The 23,265-nt window shown below is 32.9% G+C and carries 28 protein-coding genes; 7 read left to right on the top strand and 21 right to left on the bottom strand.

Going from position 1 to position 23,265, the window contains the following annotated elements:
* Window positions 1-17: 17 nt before the first annotated feature.
* The 19 genes from mgtE to DW269_RS01495 all read right to left on the bottom strand — a co-directional run bounded on the left by mgtE (window position 18) and on the right by DW269_RS01495 (window position 17,447).
* Window positions 18-1,361, bottom strand: coding sequence for a magnesium transporter (gene mgtE / locus DW269_RS01585; RefSeq protein ID WP_117458256.1), 1,344 nt, complete (start codon window positions 1,359-1,361; stop codon window positions 18-20).
* Between the two features lie 106 nt (window positions 1,362-1,467).
* Complete coding sequence (locus DW269_RS01580) at window positions 1,468-2,757, bottom strand: galactokinase family protein (protein ID WP_117458255.1); 1,290 nt, start codon at window positions 2,755-2,757, stop codon at window positions 1,468-1,470.
* A gap of 82 nt (window positions 2,758-2,839) precedes the next feature.
* On the bottom strand, window positions 2,840-4,003 hold the full coding sequence (locus DW269_RS01575; protein WP_117458254.1) for a cation diffusion facilitator family transporter: 1,164 nt from the start codon (window positions 4,001-4,003) through the stop codon (window positions 2,840-2,842).
* 43 nt (window positions 4,004-4,046) lie between these two features.
* Window positions 4,047-4,403: a hypothetical protein gene (locus DW269_RS01570; RefSeq protein WP_022425662.1), complete on the bottom strand. Its 357-nt coding sequence runs from the start codon at window positions 4,401-4,403 to the stop codon at window positions 4,047-4,049.
* A 36-nt stretch (window positions 4,404-4,439) separates the two neighbouring features.
* Window positions 4,440-5,228, bottom strand: coding sequence for a histidinol-phosphatase HisJ family protein (locus tag DW269_RS01565; protein ID WP_117458252.1), 789 nt, complete (start codon window positions 5,226-5,228; stop codon window positions 4,440-4,442).
* Window positions 5,221-6,690: a UDP-N-acetylmuramoyl-L-alanyl-D-glutamate--2,6-diaminopimelate ligase gene (locus DW269_RS01560; RefSeq protein WP_117458251.1), complete on the bottom strand. Its 1,470-nt coding sequence runs from the start codon at window positions 6,688-6,690 to the stop codon at window positions 5,221-5,223. The genes DW269_RS01565 and DW269_RS01560 overlap by 8 nt, the downstream gene beginning before the upstream one ends.
* 44 nt (window positions 6,691-6,734) lie before the next feature.
* Window positions 6,735-7,376 (bottom strand): bifunctional phosphoribosyl-AMP cyclohydrolase/phosphoribosyl-ATP diphosphatase HisIE, encoded by a 642-nt coding sequence (gene hisIE / locus DW269_RS01555; RefSeq protein ID WP_022425664.1) that lies wholly within the window; start codon window positions 7,374-7,376, stop codon window positions 6,735-6,737.
* Window positions 7,376-8,143: an imidazole glycerol phosphate synthase subunit HisF gene (gene hisF, locus DW269_RS01550; RefSeq protein WP_117458250.1), complete on the bottom strand. Its 768-nt coding sequence runs from the start codon at window positions 8,141-8,143 to the stop codon at window positions 7,376-7,378. Before hisF ends, hisIE begins: the two co-directional genes overlap by 1 nt.
* On the bottom strand, window positions 8,133-8,852 hold the full coding sequence (gene hisA, locus DW269_RS01545; protein WP_117458249.1) for a 1-(5-phosphoribosyl)-5-[(5-phosphoribosylamino)methylideneamino]imidazole-4-carboxamide isomerase: 720 nt from the start codon (window positions 8,850-8,852) through the stop codon (window positions 8,133-8,135). Before hisA ends, hisF begins: the two co-directional genes overlap by 11 nt.
* Window positions 8,846-9,454, bottom strand: coding sequence for an imidazole glycerol phosphate synthase subunit HisH (gene hisH / locus DW269_RS01540; RefSeq protein ID WP_117458248.1), 609 nt, complete (start codon window positions 9,452-9,454; stop codon window positions 8,846-8,848). The genes hisA and hisH overlap by 7 nt, the downstream gene beginning before the upstream one ends.
* Window positions 9,455-10,042 (bottom strand): imidazoleglycerol-phosphate dehydratase HisB, encoded by a 588-nt coding sequence (hisB, locus tag DW269_RS01535; protein ID WP_117458247.1) that lies wholly within the window; start codon window positions 10,040-10,042, stop codon window positions 9,455-9,457.
* 3 nt (window positions 10,043-10,045) lie between these two features.
* Window positions 10,046-11,341 carry a histidinol dehydrogenase gene (gene hisD / locus DW269_RS01530; RefSeq protein ID WP_117458246.1) on the bottom strand — a complete coding sequence of 432 codons (1,296 nt, stop codon included), beginning with the start codon at window positions 11,339-11,341 and terminating at the stop codon, window positions 10,046-10,048.
* Window position 11,342: 1 nt separating this feature from the next.
* A complete protein-coding gene (hisG, locus tag DW269_RS01525; RefSeq protein ID WP_055233264.1) occupies window positions 11,343-11,966 on the bottom strand; it encodes an ATP phosphoribosyltransferase in 624 nt (207 codons plus the stop codon).
* Window positions 11,959-12,921 carry an ATP phosphoribosyltransferase regulatory subunit gene (locus DW269_RS01520; RefSeq protein ID WP_117458245.1) on the bottom strand — a complete coding sequence of 321 codons (963 nt, stop codon included), beginning with the start codon at window positions 12,919-12,921 and terminating at the stop codon, window positions 11,959-11,961. Before DW269_RS01520 ends, hisG begins: the two co-directional genes overlap by 8 nt.
* A gap of 333 nt (window positions 12,922-13,254) precedes the next feature.
* Window positions 13,255-13,560, bottom strand: a complete 306-nt coding sequence (locus DW269_RS01515; RefSeq protein WP_117458244.1) for a type II toxin-antitoxin system RelE/ParE family toxin — start codon at window positions 13,558-13,560, stop codon at window positions 13,255-13,257.
* A complete protein-coding gene (locus DW269_RS01510) occupies window positions 13,553-13,843 on the bottom strand; it encodes a hypothetical protein (RefSeq protein WP_117458243.1) in 291 nt (96 codons plus the stop codon). The genes DW269_RS01515 and DW269_RS01510 overlap by 8 nt, the downstream gene beginning before the upstream one ends.
* 520 nt (window positions 13,844-14,363) lie before the next feature.
* The gene (locus DW269_RS01505; RefSeq protein WP_158546281.1) at window positions 14,364-15,812 is read right to left on the bottom strand and encodes an oleate hydratase; all 1,449 of its coding nucleotides are present in this window, start codon (window positions 15,810-15,812) and stop codon (window positions 14,364-14,366) included.
* Window positions 15,813-15,911: 99 nt separating this feature from the next.
* Complete coding sequence (locus tag DW269_RS01500; protein WP_117458241.1) at window positions 15,912-16,469, bottom strand: TetR/AcrR family transcriptional regulator; 558 nt, start codon at window positions 16,467-16,469, stop codon at window positions 15,912-15,914.
* Window positions 16,470-16,514: 45 nt separating this feature from the next.
* Window positions 16,515-17,447 (bottom strand): AEC family transporter, encoded by a 933-nt coding sequence (locus tag DW269_RS01495; RefSeq protein WP_117458240.1) that lies wholly within the window; start codon window positions 17,445-17,447, stop codon window positions 16,515-16,517.
* Window positions 17,448-17,653: 206 nt separating this feature from the next.
* Here DW269_RS01495 and DW269_RS01490 point away from each other — a divergent pair, with 206 nt between their 5' ends.
* A complete protein-coding gene (locus DW269_RS01490; protein ID WP_117458239.1) occupies window positions 17,654-17,917 on the top strand; it encodes a hypothetical protein in 264 nt (87 codons plus the stop codon).
* A gap of 87 nt (window positions 17,918-18,004) precedes the next feature.
* Here DW269_RS01490 and DW269_RS01485 read toward each other — a convergent pair whose 3' ends face one another.
* Entirely contained in the window at window positions 18,005-18,397 is a 393-nt protein-coding gene (locus tag DW269_RS01485; RefSeq protein ID WP_117458238.1) for a hypothetical protein, read from the bottom strand.
* A 96-nt stretch (window positions 18,398-18,493) separates the two neighbouring features.
* On the opposite strand from DW269_RS01485, the gene DW269_RS01480 reads away from it, so the two are divergent.
* From DW269_RS01480 to DW269_RS12565, 3 genes are all read left to right on the top strand, one after another.
* The gene (locus DW269_RS01480; protein ID WP_117458237.1) at window positions 18,494-19,222 is read left to right on the top strand and encodes an MIP/aquaporin family protein; all 729 of its coding nucleotides are present in this window, start codon (window positions 18,494-18,496) and stop codon (window positions 19,220-19,222) included.
* Between the two features lie 940 nt (window positions 19,223-20,162).
* On the top strand, window positions 20,163-21,506 hold the full coding sequence (gene gdhA, locus DW269_RS01470) for an NADP-specific glutamate dehydrogenase (RefSeq protein ID WP_117458235.1): 1,344 nt from the start codon (window positions 20,163-20,165) through the stop codon (window positions 21,504-21,506).
* Window positions 21,507-21,523: 17 nt separating this feature from the next.
* Window positions 21,524-21,682 carry a hypothetical protein gene (locus DW269_RS12565; RefSeq protein ID WP_158546280.1) on the top strand — a complete coding sequence of 53 codons (159 nt, stop codon included), beginning with the start codon at window positions 21,524-21,526 and terminating at the stop codon, window positions 21,680-21,682.
* 118 nt (window positions 21,683-21,800) lie between these two features.
* On the opposite strand, the gene DW269_RS01465 is transcribed toward DW269_RS12565, so the two are convergent.
* Window positions 21,801-21,947 (bottom strand): cyclic lactone autoinducer peptide, encoded by a 147-nt coding sequence (locus tag DW269_RS01465; RefSeq protein ID WP_117458234.1) that lies wholly within the window; start codon window positions 21,945-21,947, stop codon window positions 21,801-21,803.
* Window positions 21,948-22,175: 228 nt separating this feature from the next.
* Between DW269_RS01465 and DW269_RS01460 the strand changes: the two genes are divergently transcribed.
* The 3 genes from DW269_RS01460 to DW269_RS13170 are packed head-to-tail and all read left to right on the top strand — an operon-like array spanning window position 22,176 to window position 23,224.
* Entirely contained in the window at window positions 22,176-22,490 is a 315-nt protein-coding gene (locus tag DW269_RS01460; RefSeq protein WP_117458233.1) for a helix-turn-helix domain-containing protein, read from the top strand.
* On the top strand, window positions 22,477-22,788 hold the full coding sequence (locus DW269_RS01455; protein ID WP_158546279.1) for a helix-turn-helix domain-containing protein: 312 nt from the start codon (window positions 22,477-22,479) through the stop codon (window positions 22,786-22,788). The genes DW269_RS01460 and DW269_RS01455 overlap by 14 nt, the downstream gene beginning before the upstream one ends.
* On the top strand, window positions 22,778-23,224 hold the full coding sequence (locus tag DW269_RS13170; RefSeq protein WP_117458231.1) for an accessory gene regulator B family protein: 447 nt from the start codon (window positions 22,778-22,780) through the stop codon (window positions 23,222-23,224). Before DW269_RS01455 ends, DW269_RS13170 begins: the two co-directional genes overlap by 11 nt.
* Window positions 23,225-23,265 lie beyond the last annotated feature (41 nt).

Raw genomic sequence — 23,265 nt, 5'->3', positions numbered from 1 at the left:
ACCATATCCTCCATCTCTTATATTAACAAAGGAAGGAATAATGTGGCAAGACCTAAAAAGAAGAAAAAGCCCATACAGTCTGTCACAGTTGTGACAAATACACCTGATGCAAGTGCTGGATCGATATTTAAGCGTTTTAAGATAACTGGTACTAAATAACCTGCAATATTAGCTGCAAGCATATTTAAGATCATAGCCAAACCTGCGACTAAACCAAACCATGGGTTACTAGCAAACCACCAAGCACCAATAGCCACAATAATACCAATCACAATACCTGATAATAAACCAACAGTGATTTCTTTACAGAAGATCTGGAAGGCATTGTCTTTATCCACTTCGCCTAAAGATAAACCACGACATAAGATAGTAAGTGACTGTGTCCCTGCATTACCACCCATTCCAGTAACAATGGACATAACTGAAGATAAAGAGACAACCTTGGCGATTGTAGATTCAAAGTTTGCGACAACTGCAGCAGCCATAACAGCTGTAAATAAATTGACAATAAGCCAAGGAATACGGCTCTTTGCAGATTCTAATACTGTAGAATCTACACGTTCTTCACCACTCATACCAGCCATTAAGTTGATATCTTCTGTTGTTTCTTCTTCCATAACATCCATAACATCATCAATTTCAATCACACCAAGCATACGATACTCTGAATCAACAACTGGCATCATATAGAAGCCATATTTCATAAACTTCTTAGCCACTTCTTCCTGGTCCATATTAACATCTACTGTCTTTACATTAGGATTCACAATATCCATGATTGGTGTATCAAAAGGAGAAGAGACAATATCTCTTAATGAAATAACACCTTTTAATACCTTTTCTTTATCTAAAACATATAAGTAATAGGTTGTATCTTCTTCAACCTGAGTCTGTAAGTATTCTAAAGTTTTTAATACTGTATTATTGGCTTTAATAGAGATAAACTCTGTTGTCATAATACCACCAGCAGTGCTTGGATCATATTTCAACAGACTCTCAATATGTGTCTTATCCTCTATATCTAATTTAGATAATACATCTGCACGTTCTTCTGGATCATCTAGTTCACCAATCAAATCGGCTAATTCATCATCACTCATCTCATCTAAGATAGCACTCTGACGATCTTTAAGGAATGTTTTAAGGATTTCATACTGTTCATCCTCATCCTCTTCTTCCTCAATAACATCCGCAATAATATCATTTGGAAGTTTAGAAAGAATATTATTTAACTGACTATGATGGTCCTGTAATACATCAAGAATATCCGCGGGGTGAATATCATCTATCGCTTCCTGAATCTGTTCTGAAGTCCCATTTATTAAGAGACTAGTAAGATGTTCTTTTGTCATCTTATCCATGTTATTCACCCTCCTTGTATATATAAAAGTCCTTTGCCATTTTATCATTTTTTATGTTAAATCTAAAGTCTTATAAGGTAAAAACTAGTACAAAAAAAGTCATCGTTTAGATGACTTTCATAGCGCCCTGCTGTCTGATATGAGTGACATAGCAACAATGTTTACCCATATACTTTTCTATTTCATTCTTATACTTTCTCGCATAATCATTTTCTACAAATACCTGGATAGTACCTTCAAAACCAGGACCATGTACTCTTACTACACCCTTATCTTTAAGAATCTTTTCACTCATACAAATTGCGAGAGAAATATTCTGATGAGAAGGATCTTTTGAAGAATAAACATTCTGTAAATATTCAAATGAACTATTACCTGAACGTCTGATTTGAATCTTGAATTCAGTAAAGTTACCATCTCTTAATGCCTTTAATTCCTTATTTACACGCTTTTCTTCACTATAGAAATGCATAGCACGTAAAATGGCTCTATCTGAACATACTTTACGCATTGGAATAATATGATCATAGAATTCATTTTCATTTACTTCTCTTAAGAATTCTTTACCAAAATATTTGGCTACTGATCTCATTTCTTCAATAATAGCACGATATTCTTTAGTTAAGTTAGCTGGTACATCTTTTGTATCTACGATACATAAAGAATGATTAAACTGTTCAAACTTAATCATCTGTTTCTTAATAAGTGGTTTCTTAGGATCCTTGAAATCAATCTTGATTAAGCCACCAATCGCACAAGCTGCCTGATCCATTAAACCACATGGTTTACCAAAATAGATATTTTCAGCATACTGTGCAATCTGTGCAATAATTAATGAGCTAATTGAACCACTATTATATAAACCGTTAAGAATAGTGGCAAGAAGAACTTCTATTGCAGCACTTGATGACATACCTGAATAAAGTGGTACTTCACTTGTAATATAAGCTTTAAAACCACCTACTTCATAACCTAGTTTCTGGAACTGAGATACAATACCTTTAATTAAAGATTCAGTTGTACCCTGTTCGTCAAAAGCTAATCTTAATCCTGCTTTACTAATTGTGATAGGGCGAATATCTGGGAATCCTTCAGAAGTAATTCTTACGACATTATCATCTGTAGGTGTAACAACCGCAATAATATCACGGTTAACAGCACATGCAAGCATCTTACCATGCTGATGATCTGTATGCATACCACAAATTTCACTACGTCCTGGTGCACTATAGATTTCTACTTCTTCATCACCATATAATTCAATAAACTGTTTTAAAGCAGTGACATAACGATTCTTCTGCTTTGTAAGTCTGGCATCTTCTGTATAAAGATCCTTGATTAGTGCTTTATATTCCCCTTTGTTAAATCCTGTAATAATCTTACTTGCTTTTTTCACTTGAATCACCTCGAATATATATATGAAATCATTGTTAGTTATCTATTAAGATTTTAACATTTCTTACCATAGTTGTACACTTCTAGACAAATGAATATTCGAAATTAATCACACAATAGTATGTAGTGTTCATTTCTTTGACCTTAGAAGTAATTAATTTATTAAGTTCCTTCTTACTATATTTATCATCCTTCATTAATACATCAAAAACAAGGTTTGTATGTGTAGGACCTGTCACTATTCTAAAGTCATGGATAGAAAGTGATGAATCAATAGTTTCTACAATACTAGTCACTTTATCTCTTAATTCATTTGTGAGTGTGTCATGGATATCAATAGGATCCATATGGATTGTAGTAAGAATATGGAACTTCTCCATCATTGCACGTTCAATATTATCTATTTCATCATGTGTTGTCATCATATCAATAGAAGCATCTACTTCACAATGAACAGTTAAATAACGACGTCCTGGGCCATAGTCATGCATCATTAAATCATGTATACCCATAACACAATCATAACTCATTAAATAGTCTTCTATTTCTTTAATTGTTTCTGGATCTGGTTTGATACCAAGAAGTGGATCAATGGTTGATTTTGCGATAGAGATACCAGAAATAACAACAACAACAGAGACTGCCGCACCAATGAGACTATCCACTGGCAGATCAGTAACTAAAGAAGCCACTAGAGCCACAATAGTGGCAGAAGTTGCCATAACATCATTCATACTATCCTGGGCAGCTGCTTCTAATGCGGTTGAGTTAATTTCTTTACCTGCTTTACGATTAAAGTAACCCATCCATATCTTAACTAATACTGAGAATATCAAAGCAATAAGTGCAGGAACACTGAACTTAACTGCTTCTGGATTAAATAGTTTTAAGACTGCATCCTTTAAACTCATTAAACCTACTAAAATAATTAAAAAAGAAATGCCTAAACCTGTAATATATTCAAAACGTCCATGACCATATGGATGTTCTGCATCAGGATGCTTATTCGCAAGCTTAAAGCCAAAGAATGTCGCAATGTTACTTCCTGCATCAGATAAGTTGTTGTAACCATCTGCGACAATAGAAACAGAATGAACTAATGTTCCAAAAATAAGTTTAAATACTACAAGTACGATATTACATACTATAGAAATAATAGAACAGACTGTTCCATATTGTTCTCTTACATGTGCATCTTCTGTATTCTTATAATCACGTACAAATGTCTTTATTAATAACTGGTACATAAATACTCCCCCTAACTATTAAAAAAGAGAAAGGAACCTTTCTCTAAAAAATTGAAACAATTTTTCTAACGTAAACGTTTCTTCCATCACGTCTTACAAGTTCTAATTCATCCATTTCATCAAGATAGCCTTCAATCTTTGCGGCATTGACTTTCTTATTCGCAATCTTAACTAACATCTCAATAATTGCAGGAGAATCATCTTTTACATAGGCATTATTATCCTGATCATAATGTGGTTTATTCAATAATGTATTTAATACAGCCACATAAGCCCATTTGACTTCTAGTCTTATAAGGTTATACTGCATCCCATTAAATAATTCACCAGGAATATAGTATTGATCATTTTTTTCGCTATTTAGTTCTTCTACATCATCTTTTGTAAGTATTTCTATCATCTTTATCTCTCCCATCTCGCCTATTATAACATAGACTTAATTATCTTTCACTCTTTTTGTGAATGTAGTTACATCGTCAAATCCAATTTCCTGATATTGTTTTAAAACATCTTCTACATGTTCTCCTACACGATCACTTGTATGAGAATCAGTACCCACTGTAATTATTGTACCACCTAGTTCTTTATAACGCTTCACAATATCAAAATTAGGGAAACCACATGTCTTATTTAATGCATATCCTGATGTATTGACTTCAATACCTTTACCCTTTTGAATAAGTGTCTTTAAGATTTCATCAATAATATCCTGATATAACTCATGTTCTACATGTTTATCTTCATAGGGACCATAACGCATAATATAGTCTAAATGACCTAAACAGTTGAAACAGTCAAATGTCTGTACACATTTTAATGTTTCTTCAAAGAATTCTCTATGTGCTTCTTCTTTTGTTTTACCCTTGAAGAATTCTCCATAGTAGAATTCTGTATGATGAATGACATGAATAGAACCAATAACATAATCAAAAGGACATTGTGCTACAAACGTGTTGATTTCATCAATATGATCCATGTCTAATCCAACTTCTACACCAATCTTAATAGTAATACGATCTACATATTCATTCTTCAAGGCACTCAGTTCCATGAAATAAGCATCTGTATCGAGATCAAATGTATCAATAGGATAATCAAAATCACGATGATCAGTAAAACATATTTCATCTAATCCCATTCTAATTGCCTGTTCAATATGTTCACGAGGACTTGCTTCACTATCACCACTAAAATGCGTATGCATATGATAATCAATCTTACGCATTAAGTCCACGCTCCTTCTTATATTCCTCTAATACTTCTGTTTCAGAGAAATGGCGTGTCACTTCATCTTCACCTATCATATAAGTTTCATGACCTTTACCAAGTAATAAAACCACATCACCCTTACTAGCCATATCTAATGCATGATAGATGGCTTCTTTACGGTCAGGAATAATCGTATATTCACCATGATACTTATCAATACCCACTACGATGTCCTTGCAGATATCCACAATCTTTTCTCCTCTTGGGTTATCTGCAGTCAAGATAGAATAACCACCATGTTTAGCGACTACTTCACCAGATTCATATCGTCTTGTCTTAGAACGTTTTCCTCCACTGCCATAAACTACAATTAACTTATTAGGATTATACTGTTCTACAGTAGAAATAATACTTTCAAAAGAGACACCATTATGAGCATAATCGATTAATACACTATAATCAGGTGAGACATGCATGACTTGTCCTCTACCTAATACATGAACCTGTGGTAATGTATTTTGTATATCCTTTGTAGGGACATCAATTAAATAACAGATCATAATTGCAACTAATGCATTATAAGCATTGAACTTACCCGGCATAGAAGCTTTAAAAGAGGCATTAATTAATCCCTTTGTATCAAAGGTAATACCTAATTGACCATTCTCATTATAAAGTTCAATATGGAGAGCTTTAAGGTCACTGTCTTTTTCAATGCTGTATGTTAATACTTTACAAGGAACATCCTTTGTGAACTCTTCAAAATGTTCATCATCCTTATTAAATAAACCAACCTGACAGAAATCAAATAAATGTTTCTTACATGCCATATATTCCGCAAAATCCTTATGTTCATTAGGGCCAATATGGTCAGGTGAAATATTTGTAAAGACACCATAATCAAATTCAATACCAGCCACACGGTTCATCTTTAAAGCCTGGCTTGATACTTCCATGACACAATATTCACAATCATGTTCTACCATTTTTCTCATGATACGCTGTAATTCATAAGATTCTGGTGTTGTATTGGCTGTAGGTTCATGGATATCTCCAATAAAAGTACCATTTGTCCCAATAATACCAACCTTCTTACCTGCATGCTCTAGAATAGACTTAATCATTAATGAAGAACTCGTCTTACCCTTTGTTCCTGTAATACCAACAACCTTTAATTCTTTACTAGGATAATTAAAATACGCACAAGATAATAAAGCCAACGCAATACGTGTATCCTTGACTCTAATATAAGTCATCCCCTCTTTTAAAGGGACATCCTGAGAAATCACAATCGCATGGGCTCCCTTTTCAATCACCTGATCAATAAAATCATGTGCATTAAAAGCAGCACCAACCATACAGACAAATAAACTGCCTTCTTCTACTTTACGTGAATCATAAACTAATGTTGTAATATCTACATCTTTATTCCCAATGATTTCATATTCAAAACCATTTAATAACTTTTCTAATTTCATACAAACACCTCTCTTACACGATTATACCAAAAAAAAAGAGAGAATTAAATCTCTCCTCTTGTATGGAATACTTTTTTGTTGCCTGTCACCTTATGTCTTTCCTTTAATTTATCCAAAACATCGTCTACAGTTAAGCCATAGGCATTCATTAAGACTAATACATGATAATATAAATCACCGATTTCACCAATCAAATCTTCTTTAGAAGTATTTTTAGCTGCAATAACTGTTTCAGTCGCTTCTTCTCCAACCTTCTTACAGATTTTATCAATACCTTCATTTAATAAATAGTTTGTATAAGACTTTTCTACTGGATGTACTTTTCTATCTTCAATAAGATCATAAAGTTCATGCGCAAAATCACTATTGTCATAAGGAATTACTTCATTAAAGAAGCAAGAATAAGAACCTGTATGACAAGCAGCACCGACCTGTTCTACATAAATAACGATTGTATCTAAATCACAATCTAAATAAAGACCTTTAATATGCTGGAAATGTCCGGATTCTTCTCCTTTATGCCATAGTTTATTTCTTGAACGTGAATAGAACCAAGTATCCCCTGTTTCTAACATCTTTTCATATGCTTCTTCATTTACATAAGCTAGCATTAATACCTGTTTAGTCTTGACATCCTGTACAATTGCAGGTACAAGACCATTCATTTTCTCAAAATCTGGTTTCATCACATATTTCTCCTTACTGGAATACCTGCCTGTGCACAGGATTCCTTAACTTCATCCACTGTAGCTTCACCAAAGTGGAATAAACTTGCAGCTAATGCAGCATCGCAGTCTGTTTCTTTAAAGACATCAACGATATCTTCTTTACCACCACAGCCACCACTTGCGATAACTGGAATATTAACTGCTGCCACTACTGCTTTCAACATATCGATATCAAATCCATCTCTTGTTCCATCCGCATCCATACTTGTAAGAAGTATTTCACCAGCACCAAGAGATTCACATTTCTTAACCCATTCTATTAAATCAAGTCCAGTATTTGTACGTCCACCTGCGACATAGACATCCCATCCAGAATGATCTTCTCTTGCTTTCGCATCTACTGCCACAACAACACATTGAACACCAAACTCATCACTGGCTTCCTTAATAATATTTGGATTCTTGACTGCAGCTGAATTAACAGATACCTTATCTGCACCTGACGCAAGAATCATACGGAAATCTTCGACAGTACGAATACCGCCACCCACACATAGTGGAATAGAAAGTTCATCAGCCCCTCTTTGAATGAGGTCCTTGATGATGTCTCTATTTTCATATGTGGCAGTAATGTCTAGAAAGACAACTTCATCTGCACTTTGACGGTCATATTCTTTTGCTAGTTCAATTGGGTCACCAACATCCTTCAGGCCAACGAAATTAACACCTTTTACAACCTTCCCATCTTTAATATCTAGACAGGGAATAATTCTTTTAGCCAACATTTTCAATGACCTCCTTTAGATTAATACGCCCTTCATAGTATGCTTTACCTACAATACAAGCATAATAATCACGTTTATTTACTTCATAGACATCTTCATCATCCTTTACACCACCAGAGACAACAAAGTTAATCTGAGAATTAGCGTGTATTTCTTCATAAAGAGGGAAAGAAGGACCTGTGAGGGTACCATCTTTAGAGATGTCCGTACATACTATGTATTTCACACCTCTTTCTTCTAATTGATGAATAAATGTCAAATAATCTACATCACTTGTTTCAAGCCACCCGGCAATACTGACCTTTCTATCTCTTACATCTACTCCTACGACTATTCTTTCTGGTCCATACTTTTTTAATGCTTCATCAAGAAAAGCAGGATTCTTAATTGCAGCCGTACCAAGAATCACACGATCTACCCCAATCTCATCTAAATACATAGAGACTGTATCCATGTCACGAATACCTCCTCCTAATTCCATGGGAATAGAAATAGAAGCATGTATTCTTTTAATCGTTTCTTTATTAGTTGCATGAGCATCTTTTGCACCATCTAGATCTACTACATGGAGATACTTTGCACCCATCTTCTCAAATCCTGCTGCTAATTCTTCAGGATGTGATGAATAAACAACTTTCTTATTGTAATCGCCCTTATAAAGACGGACTGCTTCTCCATCTTTTAAATCAATGGCTGGAATAACTAACATAATACCAACTCCTTAAAGGCACGTAAGATCTTCTTACCAATCTCTCCACTCTTTTCAGGGTGGAACTGTGTACCCATAACATTATCTTTATATACAAAAGCAGTAATCTTCTTACCACCATAATTCACATAAGCCCCAATCTCATCTTCTGGACAATGAGCACTATATGAATGTACAAAGTAGACATAATCGCCTTCTTCTACATACTTTAATAAAGGATGAGACTGTTTAATAGCTAACTGGTTCCATCCCATATGAGGAAGTTTAGCATCGACTTCCATTTTATCGACAGACCCCTTTAAGAATCCTAATCCTTTTGTATGTCCATTCTCACTGCCTTCTTCAAATAAAAGCTGCATACCAATACAAATACCAAGTATTGGTGTTCCCTTGTCCTTCACTTCATTAAGTACAGGTACAAGATGACATGCTTCTAAATTACTCATAGCTGCAGGAAATGCGCCAACACCTGGAAGAATAATGCCATCTGCCTGACGAATAACTTCAGGATCATTTGTGACAACTACATCCATACCCTGTCTTTTACAGGCATTTGTGACTGAACCGAGATTTCCTACATGATAATCAATAATCACAATCATTTATAACACCCCTTTACTTGATACTACCTGACCCTTGTGGGCTTCATCAATTGTGACAGCCTCCTTGATGGCACGTGCCATAGATTTAAATATTGCCTCTATAATATGATGTGTATTCTTACCATAATGTTCATTAATATGTAAAGTCATGAAGCAGTTATAGGCAAATGCACGGAAGAATTCTTCTGTCATTTCTACTTCATAATTACCTAGATGAATATTATCTAGTTCTACATTAAAAACTAAATAAGGACGTCCACTGAAATCTAAGTCAGTCGTCACAAGTGCTTCATCCATAGGGATAGTGAAATGACCATAACGGGTAATACCACGCTTATCACCTAAAGCTTTATTGAAGCACTGTCCTAAGACAATCCCTAAATCTTCTACAGTATGATGAGAATCAACCTGTAAATCACCCTTACATCTTACCTTTAAATCAAAATTACCATGGAAAGCAAAAAGCTCAAGCATATGGTCCATGAACCCTACACCTGTATCCACATCTGCTTCTCCTTTACCATCAATATTTAAAGAAACATATACATATGTCTCTTTTGTCTGTCTTTCTATTTCTGCCTGTCGCATAATTTAATCCTCGAAACGTACCTTGATACTATTAGCATGTGCATCTAAACCTTCTAGATGTGCAAACTTCATAATATCATCTTTGAATGTACCAAGTACTGCCTGTGGATAATAGCTGAAAGCTGAATGCTTTATGAAATCATAAACACCTAAAGCACTATAGAACTTAGCAGTACCACCTGTTGGTAATACATGGTTTGTACCACTCATATAGTCACCTAATGGTTCTGGTGTATATTCACCTAAGAAGATAGAACCAGCGTTCTTGATATTTGGTAATTGTTCTAATGGGTTATCTACTAATACTTCTAAATGTTCAGGTGCAATCTTATTAGATAAGTTAATACCTTCCTTGATACTATCTACAATAACAGCACCACCATAGTTATCTAATGAAGACTTGATGATGTCTTTACGAGGTAAATCTTCTACCTGTCTAACTAATTCTTTATCTACATTCTTTACTAATTCTTTTGAAGTTGTAATAAGAATCGCACTGGCAAGCTTATCATGTTCAGCCTGACTCATTAGGTCAGCTGCGATATATTTAGGATTTGCGTTCTCATCAGCGACAATAAGAATTTCACTAGGTCCGGCAATCATATCAATATCAACGACTCCATAACATAACTTCTTTGCAGTTGCAACAAAGATATTACCTGGGCCCACAATCTTATCTGCCTTCGTAATTGTATCAGTTCCATAAGCAGCAGCGGCAACACCCTGTGCCCCACCACATTTATAAATCTTAGTAATACCAGCCACATAAGCAGCAGCTAAAATAACATCAGAAACCTTACCATCCTTCTTTACTGGTGTAATAATATATAGATCTTCTACACCCGCAAGTTTTGCAGGTACAGCATTCATCATAACAGTAGAAGGATAAGTAGCAGTTCCACCTGGTACATATAAAGCCACTGTGGCGATAGGACGCACTAATTGTCCCATGACAACACCATTATCTTTATACATAGTCCATGATTTTTCAATCTGGTTCTTATGATATTCAGTGATCTGATCCTTTGTGCGTTCTAGAATCTTCATGAATCCAGGTCCTACCTTAGTAATAGCATCCATGATTTCCTGTTTAGAAACGATGAAATCATCCTTTCTAGATACATGGAAACCATCAAACTTAGCACAGTATTCCTTTAATGCATCATCCCCATTTTCACGTACATTATTAATGATCTCACTAACTGCTTTATTGACTTCTTCAGATATTTCAGTTTTTCTTGTATGAAGTTTATTTTCTAGTTCTTCATAGTTTCCTTTATAAATCAATTCTTTTAACACTTTAATGATCCCCCTTCTTTAGTGCATCCACTAGTTTAAATATTTCATCCTTCTTATATTTTAAAGCTACTTTATTCACAACCATTCTTGTAGAAATATCTGAAATCTTTTCAATCACTTCAAGACCATTGGCCTTAAGTGTAGATCCTGTTTCTACAATATCTACAATCGCATCAGATAAACCAACAACAGGTCCTAACTCTACAGAACCTTCCAGTTTAATAATTTCTACATCCTCCTGTTTAGATGCGAAATATTCTTTTGCGGTCTTTGTATATTTAGAAGTAATACGTTTACGACGATTAAATGTCTTTGTGCGGTATTCTGGATAAGCAGCTAACGCAAAATAACATTTACCAATCTCTAAATCTAATAACTCATAATAATCATCAAAATCAGATTCATCCAAAGTATCCTTACCGACAAATCCAACATCCACAATACCGTGTTCTAGGAAAGTCAATACATCATTTGCTTTCGCAAAAATCATTGAAATACCATCCTTTGTCTCTATTAATAACTCACGGTCTTTATTAAAAATAGGATCCATATCAAAGCCCTGCTGTTGTAATAACTTACATACCTGCTTTTCTATTCTTCCTTTAGTAATCGCAATCTTAATCATTGGCTTCATTCTCCTTTCCTATTGCATCCAATACATTATTCAAATGATATGAGAATCCAATAGAAGGTACGTTCTTATAGAAATGATCAAACAAATGGTCATAACGTCCTCCCTGGAGAATTGGATGGGCACTATAATAAGAGAATCCCTTCATCATAATACCTGTATAATAACTTCTCTCAGGTACCATACATAAATCAAAGATAATATTCTCTTTATGCTTAGAGAACTCATACAATGATTCCATCTCTTCAATAGCCTCTAAAAGTTCTTCATCCTTCACAATCTCTTTTACTTCTCTTAAACATTTAATATTCCCAAAAGCACTAGGAAGAATTAATAAGAGTTTATTTAAATCTTCATCAAAACCATGTGCTTCTACTAAATGTTTCATATCAGAACTTTTCTTTTTCTTTAAGATATCAGTGAGAGAACGATCCATTACAAGAGCCATTAAACGCTTATAGAACTTTGCAGAACCAAGTTCTAGTTTTAAATCACTTAAACCAATATTCTGCATTGTTTCTTCAATAAGTGATAAGCATTCCTGATCTCCCTCACGTCCTGGAAGACCAAACAACTCAATACCACCCTGGAACAATTCAGAACTTCTACCTTTATGTCGTGCCTGGGTACGATATACCTTACCAAAATAACTATAACGTCTTACTTCATCTGTATGAGCATTACTATAGATACGTGCAATAGGTACAGTAAAGTCAGTTCTTAAAGTGATACGCTTTCCTTCATGGTTTATGAACTGAAACATTGTTTCTTCATTTGTCCCAAAACCACTTAACAAGTCTGCATATTCAAATGTAGGTAATAATAACTCCTGGTATTCATGTGCATTGAATGTTTTTCTTAAATGTTCTTCAATCGTACGCATTAAAGAAGCGTCCATTCTAGTTGCATCATTACTTTCTTCAGGAATCAGATATTTAAATTCTTCCAAAGTTATGTCCCCCTTATATATAAAAAGGAACAGGTCCAATGACCTGTTCCGTTATGTCATTGTTTCGTGTCCGTTTTTTTGAGTTGTATGTCAAAACGGGCTGTATCAAATTGATATAACCCTAACTAGAACCACGATGGTGATGGTGTAAATTGTTGACAAAAATTGTATTTTTCATAAATAATCACCTCAGTTTTTAATATACTACCACATTTTACTTATAAAAAAAAGCATTTTAATACAAAAAAGAGCCTTAAAAAAGGCTCTCAATTATAAAATGAAACTGGAATTAAATTTTTATATAAATCTACCATGTAAAAATTGGTATCTTTTCTAAAATAACTGTTTAACATAATCTTGCAGGCGATGTAGTATTCGTACAATCAAAATAGTTTCTTTAGAAATTTGATAAAATATAATGTAATTATCACATGTTAAAAATCGAAATCCACTATCAATATTATTTTCTAAATACCATACTGGTCCAAGTCGGGGGTATTCCTTAAGTTCACCAATTTTATTGAAAATTCCTTTTACTGTTTTTTCTGCTGCAATCGGATTATTCAAATCATCATAGATATAATCATAAATTCTATCCAAATCTTTTCTTGATTTTGGTGAATAAAATATTTTAATCATTGTTGAATCTCTTTTCAAAATGTTTTAGCATTTCATCTTCAGCAATCCATCCTTCTTCATTAGCAGAAACAACACTTTCATTTAACATGCTCATAAGTTTCATCTCAGCAACAAGTTTATCATACTTCATTGCTTTTTCATACATTTCCTCCTGTTCATTAATATCCATAATCGTATAACAACCATGACCATTTTTTGTCAAATAAACAGGTGAACCAACAGATACTTTTTCTAGCACTTGATTATAATTTCTTAAATCTGAAATAGGTTTAATAACTGGCATAGCAATCACTCCTTACATCATTATTATACGTATTTATTAAGAATAATTCAAAGTAATATTTTTAGAAGAATTCTACTAATAATTGGTTTTCCATTCTTTTATCTAAATGAAAACGGCAGAAATGACTACATGAATAAGACTGCACGCAGGGTGATTGATTACTGTATCAATCATGATATTAGAACATAGGCAAACTTTTGGGATAAGGATGTAATACCAGTCTATAAGAGGATGATACTGAAGAATACCATTTCAGTGGAAAGAGAATAAATCGTGGACAAATTCTGAATGAAGATGTGAATGGTGCATTAAATATCCTGCGTAAAAGTAGCGTTGTGAATGTAAACATCCTATACAGTAGAGGCGAAGTGGACACGCAATAAGAATACAGAGTATTAAGTCGAGGTAGTTCACAAGTAGAAAATGTCATGTCCCTGTTGACATAACATATAAGCGACTGCCTATCGCAAAAAAAAGAACCTCATAATGAGATTCTTATAAGAAAGTACTTTCATATTATCTAGAAGAACTTATATTCCTTTAATAGGGCTTCTAGATCAGAGCCCTCTATTCTTTTTAATAACTCTTTTAAGACAAGACGTTTTGTGAATGACTGACTTTCCATGAAAGTCTCATCACCATATAAAGATGAGAAGACACTTAAATAGTCTTCAATAGAATAACGATAAGCAGGAATACTTCTTGTGATATGCAATAAACTATACACTGCATTCATTGCGGTATGCACAAGATAATCTAAGCTACCTGGATATTCATAAGGTAATGAAACTCCTTCACCTATATAAGCATAGTTTCTTCCATTGATGTGTGCTTCACAATGAGTATTAGTATGAGTATAAGGAACGGTAGAAGCAGACATCAATGAGAGTTCATTGATTTTATTCTGTGGAATACCTAAATGATAAAGCCATTCTGCACATATCTCATAGCCTTTACTTTCTAACATAGACTTTTCTACATAATCACCCGTCTTTTCTGGATGTAATCCATGAAGGAGAATAACACATTCATTCTCTTTCTGGTTCTTATAGTAAGGCTGTCTTGGTATTGTCCAGTTGAGTTCCCAGGCTGATTCATTAATAGGAATCACACCACCTGTAATATCTTCACCAGAAAGCGGGTCTTTTTGAAGAATATTTCTTAAGTAATGGATGATCTTCTCATCCTGAGTTGTAACAACTGCATGAACTATAGAATCTTTACTTTGACTTGTATGAATAAATAGAAGATCCTGGTTTGTCAAATCTATAGTTTCTTCCATACCTTCACTCTTAATTGTAAAAGCAGTGGCTTTATCGTCTTCTATTTCTACATGAGTCACTTCAGTATTGAAATGGAAGACAACATGATGTGCATCTAAGTATTCTATAATAGGTACAATCACTGATTCATACATACAGTACTTAGGAGAAATCATGCTGTGAGAGGTCAATATATGCATATAACGATGTAATGTCACTTTAAATGAATAAGCATCATTGACTGGAAATAAAGCATGCCAATAATAGTAGAAATCAGATTCCATAAAGTCCTGACTGAATACATCTTTAACCTGTTTACCTTCTAATTGTTCATCTGGAGTAAAGAAGAAATGAACAAGTTCTGATATTAATTGATCACTTAATTGTATATTATGAACAGTCTTCATAGGTGCATCATGATTCAAATAAATCATTTCATCTAAAACAGTGAGTCCTTCTGTTTCTATAGAAGGTATAGAACGTAATATATCCCATAAATAGAGACTACGATTATCTACAAAGGAAAGATAAGACTCATAATGATGAAATGAATCTACTGAATCAATAATATGAATATGTTCACCCTTTAATGAACCATCTCTCAACAAATAACAGGCAGCCACTAAGCTAGTAAAGTCACTTCCTAATATATATGCATTATGTGCATCAATGTTTTCTCTTTTTCTTGGCTTCACAAATAAATCCATGGCAATCCCCCCTATCCTCATAGTATAGAAAAAATAAAATATAAAAAAATAAACATCCCATACAAGATGTTTATTCTTTATACATTATAGTGTTTTTGTTTAAAAGGTTTCATAGCGTTTTAAGGCCGCTTTGATGTTTCCTTTGATTGCTTTATCTAGTTTACGGATAATAAGTTCTGGGTCTTGTCGCATATCATTATTGATCCATTCTAATGTAAGACCTACAAAAGAATACTTATAGAAATTCGCAAGGAACGCTTTGTCATCTTCTCTAACATTCATTCCTACAGCCTGTTCATCTACAACATCCTTTAATAACTTATATACAATTCTATAAAGATATGTTTCTACATGTTCACGACTAACAGAACGATAAACATTAGTGACAAATGATTTGTTGTCTAAGATAGCACCAAAGAGTGCATAGAGACCTTCTTCCCATGTATCAGATGTTTTATGGCCCATCATTACTTCTTCAGCATCCTGAATACATGACCATTCTACGAGATCATAAATATCCTGGAAATGATAATAGAAAGTCATACGGCTGATACCACAGTCTTCTGCAATATCATTAATAGTGATCTTATCAAGAGGCTTCTTTAATAATAAATGTTTCAAAGACGCTTCAATAGCGCGTTTCGTAGTTTGTGACATTTTGGCCCTCCTTATATTCACTATTATGCACGTTGTTCATACTTTTTACAACAAAAACGTATAGACGATATTAATGATTGGCATAGTAATAATACATAAAAGAATAGATAATGCGTTAATAACTGAACTTTCAAAAGCATGATTATCATATAATTGCGCAAACTGAGTCACAGTAGATGCAGAAGGACCACTGGCCGCAAGTAATGAAATCATTAATACCTGTGATGCACTTGGGAATAGTTTTGTCATACCTGTAAAAATAAAAACTAATAAAATAATTGCTGGGAATACAACTAAACGAAGGAAACATACGACATAAGCACGGACATCGGTAAAGACTTCCTTCATATTCATACCAGCAAGTAACATTCCTACTACAAACATACTCAATGGTCCCATTAAGCTGCCCATCCCAGATATAGCACTCTGAAACATCGTAGGCAATTTAATCTGTAAGAAGAACATAATGATACCTGCTGCAATCGCAATCATATTGATGTTCAAGAGGATCTTCTTTAAATCAAAGTGTGTATCTTCACTAATAATGAGCTTACAATGTGTCCACAATAATATAGTCTGTACAATCATATACCCTGAACAATAAAAAACCATTTCGTTCCCTAATACGATAGAAACAAGAGGAAGAATCAAGTTTCCACAGTTAGGATACATGATAGACATTGATTCAATCGCATTAAAATGACATTTCTTTGTGAGTATCTTAGCCAGTATATAATAAATAATATGTATAAGAATAGCTGCACCAATAGATAGTAAGAAACCTTTTAGCTTTTCTTCTGTTAAGTCAATTTGGAATGAATTGATGATTGCACAAGGTGCAGAAACATATAATACAATCTGTGATAAAAGTTTAGATTCTGATATTGTACATATATCTGTTTTAATTAGTACATATCCTACTCCTATCATAATAAATAAAGCTCCAATTTGTGTAGCAAGTGAAATAGCTAAATCCATATCTTTAACCCCCTAGAAGGCATCATACACTTATTATCTTCTAAAAGCATCTTTTTGCATAAGATGAAAAAAGTGATTGCAGCAATGATGTGATTTATTTAATCTAGTTATTCAAACATATACTTTCGTTAATATTATTATGATACAATATATTTGTGGATAGTTTATAGTATCTAAATCTTCAAACATAGAAAAGGAGGAAAATTATGACTACAACTATTATTTACTTCTTAATTGTATTGATTCTACAGTTACTCTTATTCCTATTTATCAAACGTAATCATAATAATAGCGTGCTTCTTGTTTTGATTTCTTTAGGTATTTCTATATCTGCTGCAATATCTTTCTGGAACACAGCTATTCTTATAGATGAATTGGGTATAAGTTCCAGTAGTCTCGATACATTATTCTTTGGTATATCTATCATATTATCTTTAATTAATATGTATACTGTACTCAAAGAGAAATAATCAGACCATATAGTCATATATACGACTATATGGTTTTTTAGTAAAAGAAAACACCAAATAGATGCCCATTTGGTATTTCACATGATTTTACATATTCTCCTGTTCTTTCGCAGATTCCTGTAATAATTGATAGTTTTCCATGAACTCTTCACTATTACTCACATAAGCATAAGAAATATACTTATGCGCAATCTTGATCTTATGTTTACTTACTGCCTTGATTGATTTAATATCCTTTACTTCAATCATTTCTGGAAGTAATGCGACATATTTCCATGTATATATCATGATAATATCGCTATATAAGTGAAGATTATAGCCAGCAAGACAGATTAATGCGATAGTAATAGTCATAATAAGAGCTAAGACAAAACGCATCTGTGAATGCCATACAACTTTGGAATAAATAGATAATGCGAGTAATGCAGGAATCATAATAATCATAAATACTGTTACTCTAAAATCTTTGAATTTTTTCATTTATATCACCTTTTCACATTCTACATGGATTAAGGTCATTTGACAAGTTGTTGAATTTGTCTTACACTCATTTCATAAAAATATTGGAGGTATTCAATGAAAATCAAGAAATTTCTATCCGAACTACTTGGTACTTTCCTACTTGTATTTCTAGGTACTACAGCTTATGCATTACTTGGATCTACAGGATTAGGTTCTACATATAGTACAGTAGCAGGTATTATCGGTATTGCAGTTGTATTTGGTCTTGCAATGACATTCGTTTATTATATGTTCTCTTCTATTTCAGGAGCACATGTCAATCCAGCAGTGTCTGTCGCAATGTATTTTAATGGAGCTATCTCTCTCGTAGAAATGATCCTTTATATTGTGGCACAACTATTAGGTGCACTTCTTGCAAGTGGATTACTACTTGGTATTCTTAAATGTATTCCTAGTGTATCTATTATAACTTTAGGTGTTGGACAGACAGGATATAGCTCTTTAAGTATGATTTCATTAGATATAAAGGGTGCTATTCTTATAGAAGCTGTATTAACTTTTGTATTTGTATTAGTGTACTTACATGTAGTAAATGATGAAAGATTAGAAAAACTATCTGGATTATTAATCGGTGGTGCTTTAACACTTGTCACTATTTTAGGTATCCCATTTACTGGTGCTTCTATTAACCCTGCAAGATCATTTGGTCCAGCAGTTATTATGAAGATACTTGGCAAAGGCACTGCACTTAATCAGTTATGGGTATTTTTATTATCACCACTTATTGGTGCTTTAGTCGCTTATATCGTTTATAAGTTATTAAAAGGTGAAAAGATTGCATAGCTAAACTGATTCAAAAATCTAGGGGCTGTAACGAATAGACAGTATTGACTACTACCTTGAGCGTTACAGCCCTTTTTCGTATATACTCTCCTAAAAAGGTTATTCTCTTTTGCATGATGAATACTTTTTCATATTTTAGACGCACTTAAAAACATTAGAAAAGAGATAGCTTCCGCTATCTCCCAGCCCCCCCGCTATAAGTATGGGACCAAATTCACCAAGATTATTATGTATATACTAGTAATTCGCTTTTTTATTATAACCTAGAATTTGAAGAAGTTTTTAATTTCATCCTTAAAGAAGTAGATAAGTAACACTGTATTTCCAACAAAAGGAGTTAAAAGACATGAGTGGAAAAATGTTGGTATTGAAACAAACTCAAATAGCGTATCTGCGATAGGGATTGCCACAATTGTTTGATCAGGATAAAAAGAAACTGCAATAAATAAAATCACATAGATAACAAAACAGAAAAGAAATTTTATTGTTTTAGTACTCATAAAATTATACCTCTATACATTAAGATTTAGATTTAACATCAATATAGGATGCTGACGTCTTTTTGGAAATGTAGTTATATGAATCATATAATCCACTTGAATCAAAGTAATCTGTTCTCATATGTTTTACCAAGAAATCTCCAGATATTCCAAGACGACTATATTTTTATATTGAGGTGGGGGTTTCTGCCGTTTTCACTTAGATAAATGTAAACGTTTTCTACACTATATATTATACTGATACAAATAATATTAGTAAATAATTTACCAATTTTTATATATAAATTGTTTTCAATAATCACAATCCTAAAGTGTACTCACAAAGTGTAGTTAATGCTTTTTATTACCTTAATCCTAGCTTTATCTTTGTGATAATAATTTCTTATTTTATAGAAATTCTATCATTCGCATAATATAATTAATTTAAGGAGGATTTCGTTATGAAATATGTTGATAAGGTTTTAACAGAATTAAAAGAAAAGAATGCTGATCAGCCAGAATTCATCGAAGCGGCTACAAACATCTTAAAGAGTTTGGAACCAGTTATTGAAGCACACCCTGAATATGAAAATATGGCGATCCTTGAAAGATTTACTGAACCTGAAAGAGTTATTATGTTTAAAGTCCCTTGGGTTAATGATGAAGGTAAGACTATTGTGAACAGAGGTTACCGTGTACAGTTCTCTAGCGCAATCGGTCCTTACAAAGGTGGTTTAAGATTCCATCCTTCAGTAAACCTAGGTATTATTAAATTCTTAGGTCTTGAACAGATCTTAAAGAACTCTCTTACAACTTTACCTATTGGTGGTGGTAAAGGTGGTTCTGACTTTGACCCACAAGGTAAGAGTGATGCTGAAGTAATGCGTTTCTGTCAGTCATTCATGACTGAATTATACCGTCATATCGGTCCTAGCGTAGACGTACCTGCTGGTGATATCGGTGTAGGTGGAAGAGAAATCGGATACTTATTTGGACAGTATAAGAGAATTAAAGATGCTTATGAAAACGGTGTTTTAACTGGTAAAGCTTTACCATTTGGTGGAAGCTTAATTCGTCCTGAAGCTACTGGTTTTGGTGCTGTTTATTATGGTAATGAAGTATTAAAACATTTCAATGACAGCTATGAAGGCAAGACTATTGCATGTTCTGGATATGGTAACGTTGCATGGGGTGTTGCTCAGAAAGCAACTGAATTTGGTGCTAAGGTTGTTACTATCTCTGGTAGAGATGGTTATGTATATGATGCAGAAGGTGTCAATACTCAGGAAAAATGGGACTTCCTTGTTGAAATCAGAACTAAGAACGATGTTAAGTTAAAAGACTATGCTGAAAAGTTCGGTGCTGAATTCCATCCAGGAGAAAAACCTTGGGGTGTTAAGTGTGATATGGCATTCCCTTGTGCAACACAGAATGAAATCGAAGAAGAAGATGCTAAGAAGTTAGTAGAAAACGGATGTAAGTATATTATCGAAGGTGCTAACATGCCTACTACTCCAGAAGCTATTGCATACTTCACAGGTCATGAAGGTACTTTAGCTCCTGCAAAGGCAGCAAATGCTGGTGGTGTTGCAGTTTCTGCACTTGAAATGAGTCAGAACTCAATGCGTTATAGCTGGACTAGAGAAGAAGTAGATGAAAAACTTCATACTATCATGGTAGATATCTATAATAACTCTGTTGCAGCAGCTGAAAAATATGGTTTAGGTTATGACTTAATCAAGGGTGCAAATATTGCAGGCTTTGAAAAAGTTGTAGATGCTATGATTGCTCAGGGTAACTATTAATATCTATGAGAGTTGTAATGAAATCATTACAGCTCTTTTTTTGTGCCTCAAAAAAAGGTGGATTAGATAAAAATTTGTTATGTCTTTTTCAAAATCATAGTGGACTTGCTCAGCGTATTTGGTGGACTTCTATTAGCGGAATTCTAACAATTGCTAATGATCAAATATCAATGTGAATGTACACATATCAAATATATATTCACTTATTAGTATTTTTTTGATAAAAAAAGAAACAAATGACTAAATTAGTATTTGTTTCCGTTTTTCATTAGATATTTTGAATTTAACGATGTTTTATTTTCTTTTATATCGTTTTAATGATTTTGGTTCTTCTGGTTGACCAAAAACAATATTACATGCACTATTAACACCAACAATTGCTAATAATGTCAATGTCCATGTAAATAAATTCAAAATGCCTTTTTTAAAACCATATGCCATATTTCATCACCTCAAAAATATCTTAACATTATTAAATTAAAATTTTAATGACTCATGAACAAAAAACAAGACAGATGAATAAGAAACAATTTTTGTTTGAAAAATTGAATATATATGAACAAAGTTAAGGTATAATGTAAATAGATACACTATTATAACAATTTATGTAAATTACAAACATTAAAAGAGCAATATAGTAATTTATATATAGTTAAGGAGAATAATTTTATGAAAAGTGCTACAAATAATGGTTTAAAACATGCAAGACTGAATAAGAAGTTATCAATTTCTGAATTAGCAATTGCAATTAATAAAGATACTTCAACAATTCATCTTTGGGAAGATGGTTTAAAAGCAATTGATTCTTTAATACTAGAACAATTATCAGATATTTTAGATTGTTCAACAGAATTACTTTTGTTTGGTGAAATAAGAGAAAGTTTGAATATTAATGATTTATCTTATGAACAGCAAAAAGTAGTTTATGATTTAGCAATGATGTTAAAACAATATAATAAGGAGAATGAAAATGGACTTCGCTGATAAAATTAAATTTTTAATCAAAAAAATTTTAGATATGACTCAAGTTGAATTAGCAAAAAGATTATGTGTAAGCAGAACAAGTGTTCATAACTGGGAAAATGGCGTATCAAAACCATCAACTGAAAATATAAAAACAATCTCCCTTTTATGTGGAATATCTACAGATTATTTAATTAAAAAAAATCATCCTTTAGAAATTTCTTTGTATAATATTGATGATCAAGCATATAAAATTTTAAAAGATTTAATAAACTATTTTGGAGAAAGGAATGAAAATGTAGAGAACTATGAAAAATAAATTATATAACTATCTTAAAAATAATAACGTAGATATTGAAAAAGATGTCTTCGATTATGGGTTTGCATTGTTTTATTCATATTCTATATATATATTATTTATAATACCTATTTCAATATTTAATGATTCGATCATAGAAGTATTTTTATTTATTCTTCTTTATATTCCTATAAGAAAAAACATAGGTGGGTTACATTTGAAAAATCAATATCATTGCATTATACTTTCAATCATTGTAACTTTACTTACCCCTTACATAAGAAAGTACATTCCAGTCAACTATTATTTTGCTACATTCATTATTGTTCTTAATTTTTTGTTATATAACCGATTTGTACCAGTAGATTGTAAAGAAAAACAACTGTCTGATGATGAAAAAAAATCTTATAGAATTTTTTCTTTAAAAATTCATTTAATATACTCTTTCGTATTATAGAACTAGAAGTTATTCAAGTAATAATTCTAGTTTTTTATTTT

The sequence above is a fragment of the Catenibacterium sp. AM22-6LB genome (assembly GCF_003435615.1).
Classification (GTDB): Bacteria; Bacillota_I; Bacilli_A; order Erysipelotrichales; family Coprobacillaceae; genus Catenibacterium; species Catenibacterium mitsuoka_A.
Note: the sequence above shows the minus strand (reverse complement) of the source record. Positions and strands in the feature narration are given on the sequence as shown.

Excerpts from the sequence above, each read along its gene's own strand:
- DW269_RS13170 (WP_117458231.1), top strand. The coding sequence starts at position 22,778 with ATGAAAAATAAATTATATAACTATCTTAAAAATAATAACGTAGATATT.
- DW269_RS01495 (WP_117458240.1), bottom strand. The coding sequence starts at position 17,447 with ATGGATTTAGCTATTTCACTTGCTACACAAATTGGAGCTTTATTTATT.
- DW269_RS01570 (WP_022425662.1), bottom strand. The coding sequence starts at position 4,403 with ATGATAGAAATACTTACAAAAGATGATGTAGAAGAACTAAATAGCGAA.
- mgtE (WP_117458256.1), bottom strand. The coding sequence starts at position 1,361 with ATGGATAAGATGACAAAAGAACATCTTACTAGTCTCTTAATAAATGGG.
- DW269_RS01560 (WP_117458251.1), bottom strand. The coding sequence starts at position 6,690 with ATGAAATTAGAAAAGTTATTAAATGGTTTTGAATATGAAATCATTGGG.
- hisA (WP_117458249.1), bottom strand. The coding sequence starts at position 8,852 with ATGTTAGTTATTCCAGCCATTGATTTAAAAGATGGAGAAGCAGTCCGT.
- DW269_RS12565 (WP_158546280.1), top strand. The coding sequence starts at position 21,524 with ATGAAATCATTACAGCTCTTTTTTTGTGCCTCAAAAAAAGGTGGATTA.
- DW269_RS01510 (WP_117458243.1), bottom strand. The coding sequence starts at position 13,843 with ATGCCAGTTATTAAACCTATTTCAGATTTAAGAAATTATAATCAAGTG.
- hisB (WP_117458247.1), bottom strand. The coding sequence starts at position 10,042 with ATGCGACAGGCAGAAATAGAAAGACAGACAAAAGAGACATATGTATAT.
- DW269_RS01485 (WP_117458238.1), bottom strand. The coding sequence starts at position 18,397 with ATGAAAAAATTCAAAGATTTTAGAGTAACAGTATTTATGATTATTATG.
- DW269_RS01515 (WP_117458244.1), bottom strand. The coding sequence starts at position 13,560 with ATGATTAAAATATTTTATTCACCAAAATCAAGAAAAGATTTGGATAGA.
- hisG (WP_055233264.1), bottom strand. The coding sequence starts at position 11,966 with ATGATTAAGATTGCGATTACTAAAGGAAGAATAGAAAAGCAGGTATGT.
- hisH (WP_117458248.1), bottom strand. The coding sequence starts at position 9,454 with ATGATTGTGATTATTGATTATCATGTAGGAAATCTCGGTTCAGTCACA.
- DW269_RS01575 (WP_117458254.1), bottom strand. The coding sequence starts at position 4,003 with ATGTACCAGTTATTAATAAAGACATTTGTACGTGATTATAAGAATACA.
- DW269_RS01565 (WP_117458252.1), bottom strand. The coding sequence starts at position 5,228 with ATGCGTAAGATTGATTATCATATGCATACGCATTTTAGTGGTGATAGT.
- gdhA (WP_117458235.1), top strand. The coding sequence starts at position 20,163 with ATGAAATATGTTGATAAGGTTTTAACAGAATTAAAAGAAAAGAATGCT.
- DW269_RS01500 (WP_117458241.1), bottom strand. The coding sequence starts at position 16,469 with ATGTCACAAACTACGAAACGCGCTATTGAAGCGTCTTTGAAACATTTA.
- hisIE (WP_022425664.1), bottom strand. The coding sequence starts at position 7,376 with ATGAAACCAGATTTTGAGAAAATGAATGGTCTTGTACCTGCAATTGTA.
- DW269_RS01465 (WP_117458234.1), bottom strand. The coding sequence starts at position 21,947 with ATGGCATATGGTTTTAAAAAAGGCATTTTGAATTTATTTACATGGACA.
- hisF (WP_117458250.1), bottom strand. The coding sequence starts at position 8,143 with ATGTTGGCTAAAAGAATTATTCCCTGTCTAGATATTAAAGATGGGAAG.
- DW269_RS01505 (WP_158546281.1), bottom strand. The coding sequence starts at position 15,812 with ATGGATTTATTTGTGAAGCCAAGAAAAAGAGAAAACATTGATGCACAT.
- DW269_RS01480 (WP_117458237.1), top strand. The coding sequence starts at position 18,494 with ATGAAAATCAAGAAATTTCTATCCGAACTACTTGGTACTTTCCTACTT.
- DW269_RS01455 (WP_158546279.1), top strand. The coding sequence starts at position 22,477 with ATGGACTTCGCTGATAAAATTAAATTTTTAATCAAAAAAATTTTAGAT.
- DW269_RS01460 (WP_117458233.1), top strand. The coding sequence starts at position 22,176 with ATGAAAAGTGCTACAAATAATGGTTTAAAACATGCAAGACTGAATAAG.
- DW269_RS01490 (WP_117458239.1), top strand. The coding sequence starts at position 17,654 with ATGACTACAACTATTATTTACTTCTTAATTGTATTGATTCTACAGTTA.